Consider the following 7850-nt stretch of genomic DNA (forward strand, 5'->3'; position numbering starts at 1 on the left):
GAGGCGCGGGACGCGGCTCCGGTGGCGACGACGCTGCGGGTGCCGGAGCAGGTGGTGGCCGCCGAGCTGGTGGCCGAGGCGCTGCGCGCGGACCCGGGGCTGCCGTTGGCCGCCGGGGGCGGCGCGCTGGCCAAGGAGATGGTCCGGGTCAACCACTACGGCCCCGACGCGACCCTGGACACGGTGCGCCGTTCGCTGACGGCGCTGGGCGCGGCCCTTGCCGGGCAGGGGCTCGCGGTGGACCCGGAGGGTGCCCTGCGGGCGGCGGGGGAAGCCTGGCACTGACCGGCACCCCTTTCCCGGCGGCGGCTTGCGTGAATTCGCGCAGGCCGCCTTTTTCATGACCGCCCAATTGCTTCTCATGCCCCCTGAATTCCATGAGACAGACTACGGCTTTTCGTCTGCCCGCTTTTTGCAAGGCTAAACAAGACGAAACACGGGCGGGTTTTCGCGCTGTGACACACCCCACAGGCAGTCCCATTTCGTCCACATTTTTCCCAGGTCAAACCCGTCATATCGCCGACCCGGTCGCACACAATCGATTCCTCGGCCGTGCATTCGCGCATTCGCCTCGCTAAATTCGTGCCGCATGACCGCAGCACCCGCAGACCTGATCGTCGACAGACCGGCGGTGACCGACGGAGCCGCTCTCTGGCGTCTCGCCAAGGAATCGAAAACCCTCGACCTGAACTCCTCGTACAGCTATCTGCTGTGGTGCCGGGACTTCGCCGGCACCTCGGCGGTGGCGCGCGACGCGGACGGCGAGCCGGTCGGCTTCGTGACCGGTTACGTACGGCCCGACCGTCCGCACACCCTGCTCGTCTGGCAGGTGGCCGTCGACGGCGCCCAGCGGGGGCGCGGGATCGCCGCCGCGCTGCTGGACGGGCTGACCGCACGGCTGGCCGCCGAGCGGGGGATCACCGGCGTGGAGACCACGATCACTCCCGGGAACACCGCCTCCGAGCGGCTGTTCACCTCGTTCGCCGCCCGGCACGGCGTGGAGCCGGAGCGCGAGACGCTGTTCCCCGCCGAGCTGTTCCCGGACGGTCCGCACGACCCCGAAGTCCTGTACCGCATAGGCCCGTTGACGCCCACCCCGGCCCACTGAACGCCGCACCGAGGAGCGAATCACCGTGACCATCACCCAGCCCGACCTGAGCGTGTTCGAGACCGTCGAGTCCGAGGTGCGCAGCTACTGCCGCGGCTGGCCCACCGTGTTCGACCAGGCGCGGGGCAGCCGTATGTACGACGAGGACGGCCGCGCCTGGCTCGACTTCTTCGCCGGGGCCGGATCGCTCAACTACGGCCACAACAACCCGGTCCTCAAACGGGCGTTGATCGACTATCTGGCCCGGGACGGTGTGACCCACGGCCTGGACATGTCGACCACGGCCAAGCGGTCGTTCCTGCGGACCTTCCAGGAACTGGTGCTCGGCCCGCGCGAGTTGCCGTACAAGGTCATGTTCCCGGGGCCGACCGGCACCAACGCGGTGGAGTCGGCACTGAAGCTGGCCCGGAAGGTGAAGGGGCGCGAGGCGATCGTGTCGTTCACCAACGCCTTCCACGGCATGTCGCTCGGTTCGCTCGCGGTCACCGGCAACGCCTTCAAGCGGGCCGGGGCGGGCGTTCCGCTGGTGCACGGCACGCCGATGCCGTTCGACAACTACTTCGACGGGCAGGTCCCGGACTTCCTGTGGTTCGAGCGGCTTCTGGAGGACCAGGGGTCGGGGCTGAACAAGCCCGCCGCCGTGATCGTGGAGACCGTGCAGGGCGAGGGCGGCATCAACGTCGCCCGGCCCGAATGGCTGCGCGCGCTCAAGGAGTTGTGCGAGCGGCAGGACATGCTGCTGATCGTCGACGACATCCAGATGGGCTGTGGTCGCACGGGCGCGTTCTTCTCCTTCGAGGAGGCGGGCATCGTCCCCGACATCGTCACCGTGTCCAAGTCCATCAGCGGCTACGGGCTGCCGATGTCGCTGTGCCTGTTCCGGCCGGAGCTGGACATCTGGGAGCCGGGCGAGCACAACGGCACCTTCCGCGGCAACAACCCGGCGTTCGTCACCGCGACCGCCGCGCTGGAGACGTACTGGGCCGACGGCGCCGCGATGGAGAAGCAGACCCGCGCCCGGGGTGAGCGCGTCGAGCGGGAGCTGGTCTCCATCGCCGAGGAGAACCCCGACGCCGTGAAGGACTACCGGGGACGCGGTCTGGTGTGGGGGCTGGAGTTCCACGACAAGGAGCGGGCGGGGCGCGTCGCCGCCCGCGCTTTCGAACTCGGGCTGCTCATCGAGACGTCGGGCCCCGAGAGCGAGGTCGTCAAACTGCTGCCCGCGCTCACGATCACCCCGGAGGAGCTGGACGAGGGCATGAGCATCGTCGCCCGGGCCGTACGCGAGACCGCCTGACACCCCGGCGAACCGACCGCCGCCGACACGGAACCGACAGAACCAACGGAACCGACGGAACCAACAGGAGGCACCCACCCGTGATCGTCCGATCGTTCAAGGACATCGAGGACACCGACCGCCATGTACGGGCCAGGTCCGGCACCTGGGAGAGCAAGCGGATCGTGCTCGCCAAGGAGCGCGTCGGCTTCTCCCTGCACGAGACCGTCCTGTACGCCGGGACCGAGACGTCGATGTGGTACGCGAACCACATCGAGGCCGTCGTCTGCACCGAGGGCGAGGCCGAACTGACCGACCACGAGACCGGGGAGACGTACACGATCACCCCCGGCACGATGTACCTCCTCGACGGACACGAGCGGCACACGCTGCGCGTCAAGGAGGACTTCCGCTGCCTCTGCGTGTTCAACCCGCCGGTGACCGGACGGGAGGACCACGACGAGAACGGTGTCTACCCCCTGCTCACCGAACCCGAGCCCACCGAACCCGAGGAGGTGTGATCCCCATGACCCAGGCCCCCACCGCCCCCGTCACCGATCTCTACCCGAGCCGTGCCGTCGCCGAGGTGGCCGTCCCGCGCAAGGACCCGGTCGTCTGGAGCGCCCCCGACGCCTACGGCCCGATCCCCACGGCCGACCTGGAGGGGTACGAGCGCGACGGCTTCCTGAGCGTGGACCAGCTGATCACCCCGGCCGAGGTCGAGGTGTACCGGCGTGAGCTGGAGCGGCTGGTCGCCGACCCGGTGATCCGGGCCGACGACCGGGCGATCGTGGAGCCCCGCTCGCGGGAGATCCGCTCGGTCTTCGAGGTCCACCGGCTCAGTGAGCTGTTCGCGAACCTGGTGAGCGACGAGCGCCTGGTCGGCCGGGCCCGGCAGATCCTCGGCTCGGACGTGTACGTCCACCAGTCCCGGATCAACGTCAAGCCCGGGTTCGGCGCGAGCGGCTTCTACTGGCACTCGGACTTCGAGACCTGGCACGCCGAGGACGGGCTGCCCCGGATGCGCACGGTGTCGGTCTCGATCGCGCTGACCGAGAACCACGACACCAACGGCGGCCTGATGATCATGCCGGGCTCGCACCGGACGTTCCTGGGCTGCGCGGGCGCGACACCCGAGGACAACTACAAGAAGTCGCTCCAGATGCAGGACGCGGGCACCCCGTCCGACGAGGCGCTGACGCGGATGGCGAGCGAGCACGGCATCCGGCTCTTCACCGGCAAGCCGGGCTCAGCCACCTGGTTCGACTGCAACTGCATGCACGGCTCCGGCGACAACATCACGCCGTTCCCGCGCAGCAACGTCTTCATCGTGTTCAACAGCGTGGAGAACACGGCGGTGGAGCCGTTCGCGGCGCCGGTGCGCAGGCCGGAGTACATCGGGGCGCGGGACTTCACGCCCGTGCGGTAGCCGCTGCGGCAGCTCCGCTCACCAAACCCCGGGCCGGGGCCTCCTTGTTGTGGGACGGGAGGCTCCGGCCCGGTCATGTCCCGCACCGGGCCGCAGGCTTGACCAGCCAGCCGGTCAGCCGGACAGCGCGTCCAGCAGCCGGTCCACGTCCGCCTCGGTGTTGTACAGGTGGAAGGCGGCGCGCAGATTGCCCGCCCGGTCGGAGACCTCGATGCCCGCGCGGCTCAACTCCGGCTGCCGGGAGCCGAGTCCGGGCACGGAGACGATCGCGGAGCCGGACGAGGGCAGCGGCTCGTGACCGAGGGAGGCGAGTCCCGCGCGATAGCGGTCGGCGAGGGCCGTGTTGTGGGAGTGGATCGCGGACACGCCCAGTTCCTCGATGAGTTCGAAGGAGCGCCGCAGTCCCGCGTAGCCGAGCAGCGCGTGGGTGAGGTCGAACCGCCGGGCGGAGTGGGCGAGTTCGGTGACCGGGCCGTAGCAGCTGTCCCACGGGTTCTCGCCCGCGACCCAGCCGGCGAGGAGCGGGGTGAGGCCGCCGAAGTCCTCGGGCAGGACGAGGAAGGCGATGCCGTTCGGGCCGAGCAGCCACTTGTAGGCCACGGAGGCGCTGAAGTCCCACTCCCCCGCGTCCAGCGGGAGCCAGCCCGCGCCCTGGGAGAAGTCGACGTAGGTGCGGGCGCCGTGTTCGCGGGCGGCCTCGCGCAGCGCGGGCAGGTCGGCGATCCGTCCGTCGGCGGACTGGACGGCGCTGACCGCGACGAGGTCGGTCTCCGGGCGGACAGACTCCGCGATCCGTTCCACGGGCACCTCGCGCACCTTGAGGTCGCCGCGGACGTGGAACGGGTTGAGCACGGAGGTGAAGTCGCCCTCGGCGGTGAGGACTTCGGCCCCCGGCGGCAGGGAGGCGGCGATCACGCCGGTGTGCGCGGCGACCGAGGCACCCGCCGCGACGCGTTCGACGGGGACCTGGGCGAGCCGGGCGTAGGCGGCCCGGCACGCCTCCACGTCCTCGAAGAGCGAGTTCAGCGGGCGGCCCTGGGCCCGCAGCAGCGCCGCCTCGTGCAGGGCGGTGACGGTACGGGCGGGCAGCAGCGAGTTGCTCGCCGTGTTGAGGTAGGTGCCTGTGGGGGTGAACTCGGCGCGGACGAGGCTGTCGAACGTCTCCGTGGTCTCCATGGGTCCACTGTGCGTCCCCATGGAGTCACCGTCCATCGCGCTTTTTTACGCGGTGTCTCTCAGCAATCCTTATGGATCGCCTCCCACCTGCGGTTTCCTACTTCTGCGGTACCGCGCACCCGTCCGGGCCGCAGGTGTCGGCGTCGTCCTGGCCGAGCACGGTGAGCGGGGAGCGGGCCTCCCACGCCTGGGTGAGCGCCCGGGTGAAGACCTCGGCGGGCTGGGCGCCGGAGATGCCGTAGGCGCGGTCGAGGACGAAGAAGGGGACGCCGTTGGCGCCGAGCTGGGCGGCCTCGCGCTCGTCGGCGCGGACCTCGTCGGCGTAGGCGGTGGGGTCGGCGAGGACCTTGCGGGCGGCCTCGGGGTCCAGGCCCGCCTGCCCGGCCAGCTCCACCAGGCGCTCGTCGCCCTCGGTGAAGACGGACCGCTCCTCGGCGAAGTTGGCCTTGTACAGCAGTCCGAGCAGTTCGTCCTGCTTGCCCTGCTCCTTGGCGAAGTGCAGCAGGCGGTGCATGTCGAAGGTGTTGCCGTGGTCGCGGCCCCGGGTGCGGTAGGGCAGGCCCTCGGCACCGGCCTGGGCGCCGAGGTTGTCCTCGCCGGCCTCGGCCTGGGCCTCGCTCATGCCGTACTTCTTGGTGAGCATGGTGAGCACGGGCTGGACGTCGCCCTTGGCGCGGCCGGGGTCCAGCTCGAAGGAGCGGTGCACGACCTCGACGTCGTCGCGGTGCGGGAAGGCCGCGAGCGCCTTCTCGAAGCGTGCCTTTCCTACGTAGCACCACGGGCAGGCGATGTCGCTCCAGATCTCGACGCGCATTCTTCGGGCTCTCTTCGGTTCGTTCGTACGGGGCGGGGGCTCTCCCCACCCGGTACGTGAACGTTCAAGCAGCGGGGTTCATTCCCCGGGCGGGGTCCAGCGCAGGAAGAGGTGGTGGTCGCCCTCGGCGGGCGGGTTCTCGGGGTCGGGCACCCAGCCGTGGCGGGCGTAGAAGGACTGGGCGCGCTTGTTGTCCACGTGCACGTCGAGGACGGCGACCCGCTTGCCGTCGGCCAGCCAGCGCTCCACGCAGGCGGCGTGCAGGGCGGTGCCGAGGCCCGCGCGCCAGTGGTCGGGGTCGACGTGGAACTGGAACAGCTTGACCTTCTCCGGGGGCGCGCCCTCGGGGGTGCGGAAGGAGGCGACGGCGACGATCCGGCCGTCCCGTGTCCCGCACAGGACCCGGCCGTCGGGCCGCTCGATGGAGGCGCGCCAGGAGTCCGTCCAGTCGAAGTCGGCGGGCGGCAGACCGCCGGGGTAGTAGGTGGAGCGGGCGCGTTCGTGCAGTGCGGCGATCGCCCCGGCCTCGGCGGACTCGGCCGGGCGGATCACCAGGGCACCGTCGGCTCGTTCACTGATCATGCCGAGGAGGACGCGGCCCCGGCGGGCGCGGTTGCGTACCGGCGGAACTGGGCGCGGTAGGCGCTGGGGGTCAGTCCGGTGCGGCGGACGACATGGGCGCGCAGCGAGTCGGCGGTGCCGAGGCCGCAGGCGGTGGCGACCTGGTCCATCGCCAGAGTGGTGGTCTCCAGGAGTTCCCTGGCGCGTTCGACGCGCTGGTGCAGCAGCCACTGCAGGGGGCTGACCCCGCTCTCGGCGTGGAAGCGGCGGGTGAGGGTGCGCACGCTGACGCCGGAGTGGCGGGCGAGGTCGGTGAGGGTGAGCGGCTTGTCGAGGTTGCGCATGGCCCAGCCGCGTACGTCGGCACAGGTGGTGCCGCGCTCGGGCGGCAGCGGGGTGTGGGTGAACTGGGTCTGGCCGCCGGGCCGTACGGGGGCGACGAGGGCGAGCCGGGCGACCTCGTTGGCGACGGCGGCGCCGTAGTCGGTGCGGACGATGTGCAGGCACAGGTCGATTCCGGCGGCGTAGCCGCTGGAGGTGAGGAACTGGCCGTCCTCGGTGTAGAGCACGTCGCCCTCGAAGGCGATGGCGGGGTGGCGGCGGCGCATCTCGTCGGCGTGCGCCCAGTAGGTGGTGGCCCGGCGGCCGTCGAGGAGTCCGGCCTTGGCCAGCGAGAAGGCGCCGGTGCAGATGGAGGCGATGCGGGTGCCCGCGTCGGCGGCCTCGCGCAGCGCGGCGACCACGCGCGGGTCGGGCTCGTACGCCTCGCCGGTGCCCGCGACGAGCACGGTGTGCGCCTCGCGCAGCGCCTCCAGGCCGTGCGGCACGGTGAGTTCGAGCCCGCCGGTGGTGGCCACCGGGCCCGGCTCCGGCGCGCAGACGACGACCTCGTACCCGCGTCCGCCCGCCACCTCGACCTTGCCGAAGAGCAGGTCCGGGATGGCCAGGTTGAACATCGACACGGGCGGGGCGGCGATGACGACGACTCGGATCATGGCCAGAACCTCCGGGCGTATGGCAATCAGGCCACTACTGTACGCGCCGCGTGATCCGCAAGCTGGAGCCATGTCCCTGAACAAGACCCTCGCCCCTACCCAACCCGTTATCTCCCAAGGCCCGTTGGAGCAGCGGACGACTCCGTCCCTCGCCCTGGCCGCCGCTCTCCTCGGCTCCGCGCTGATCACTCTCGACGCCTCGATCGTGAACGTCGCCCTCCCCGCCATCGGTTCCGGCCTCGGCGGCGGACTGCGCGGACTGCAGTGGGTGGTGGACGCATACACCCTCCCCTTCGCGGCCCTGATGCTCTCCACCGGCGCCTTCGCCGACCGGGTCGGGGCGAGCCGGGCGTACGGCATCGGTATCGCGGTGTTCACGCTGGCGTCGGCGGCCTGCGGGTTCGCGCCGGACCTCGCGGTCCTGACCGGCGCCCGGGTGGCGCAGGGCGCGGCGGCGGCCGTGGTGCTGCCCGCGTCGCTGTCCCTGGTGC

The 7850-nt window shown here is 71.1% G+C and carries 9 protein-coding genes and 1 pseudogene; 6 read left to right on the forward strand and 4 right to left on the reverse strand.

The window, feature by feature from the left end:
- The 5 genes and pseudogenes from GTW40_RS02955 to thpD all read left to right on the forward strand — a co-directional run.
- A pseudogene (locus tag GTW40_RS02955) lies at window positions 1-285 on the forward strand (alanine--glyoxylate aminotransferase family protein); the annotation flags it as partial.
- A gap of 304 nt (window positions 286-589) precedes the next feature.
- Window positions 590-1108 (forward strand): diaminobutyrate acetyltransferase, encoded by a 519-nt coding sequence (gene ectA, locus GTW40_RS02960; RefSeq protein ID WP_161178574.1) that lies wholly within the window; start codon window positions 590-592, stop codon window positions 1106-1108.
- Window positions 1109-1133: 25 nt separating this feature from the next.
- On the forward strand, window positions 1134-2405 hold the full coding sequence (ectB, locus tag GTW40_RS02965) for a diaminobutyrate--2-oxoglutarate transaminase (RefSeq protein WP_161178575.1): 1272 nt from the start codon (window positions 1134-1136) through the stop codon (window positions 2403-2405).
- Window positions 2406-2485: 80 nt separating this feature from the next.
- Window positions 2486-2905, forward strand: coding sequence for an ectoine synthase (locus GTW40_RS02970; protein WP_161178576.1), 420 nt, complete (start codon window positions 2486-2488; stop codon window positions 2903-2905).
- A 5-nt stretch (window positions 2906-2910) separates the two neighbouring features.
- Window positions 2911-3813, forward strand: coding sequence for an ectoine hydroxylase (gene thpD, locus GTW40_RS02975; protein WP_161178577.1), 903 nt, complete (start codon window positions 2911-2913; stop codon window positions 3811-3813).
- A gap of 114 nt (window positions 3814-3927) precedes the next feature.
- Here the strand turns inward: thpD and GTW40_RS02980 are convergent, their stop codons facing one another.
- From GTW40_RS02980 to GTW40_RS02995, 4 genes are all read right to left on the reverse strand, one after another.
- Window positions 3928-4989: an aminotransferase class V-fold PLP-dependent enzyme gene (locus tag GTW40_RS02980; protein WP_161178578.1), complete on the reverse strand. Its 1062-nt coding sequence runs from the start codon at window positions 4987-4989 to the stop codon at window positions 3928-3930.
- Between the two features lie 97 nt (window positions 4990-5086).
- The gene (locus tag GTW40_RS02985) at window positions 5087-5803 is read right to left on the reverse strand and encodes a DsbA family oxidoreductase (RefSeq protein WP_161178579.1); all 717 of its coding nucleotides are present in this window, start codon (window positions 5801-5803) and stop codon (window positions 5087-5089) included.
- Between the two features lie 78 nt (window positions 5804-5881).
- A complete protein-coding gene (locus GTW40_RS02990) occupies window positions 5882-6385 on the reverse strand; it encodes a GNAT family N-acetyltransferase (RefSeq protein WP_202485305.1) in 504 nt (167 codons plus the stop codon).
- A complete protein-coding gene (locus tag GTW40_RS02995) occupies window positions 6382-7359 on the reverse strand; it encodes a helix-turn-helix domain-containing protein (RefSeq protein WP_161178580.1) in 978 nt (325 codons plus the stop codon). Before GTW40_RS02995 ends, GTW40_RS02990 begins: the two co-directional genes overlap by 4 nt.
- A 70-nt stretch (window positions 7360-7429) precedes the next feature.
- Between GTW40_RS02995 and GTW40_RS03000 the strand changes: the two genes are divergently transcribed.
- Window positions 7430-7850 (forward strand): MFS transporter (locus GTW40_RS03000; RefSeq protein WP_161178581.1); only part of this gene is annotated, 421 nt, incomplete at its 3' end.

The organism is Streptomyces sp. SID4985 (assembly GCF_009863025.1).
In the GTDB taxonomy this organism is placed as follows: Bacteria; Actinomycetota; Actinomycetes; order Streptomycetales; family Streptomycetaceae; genus Streptomyces.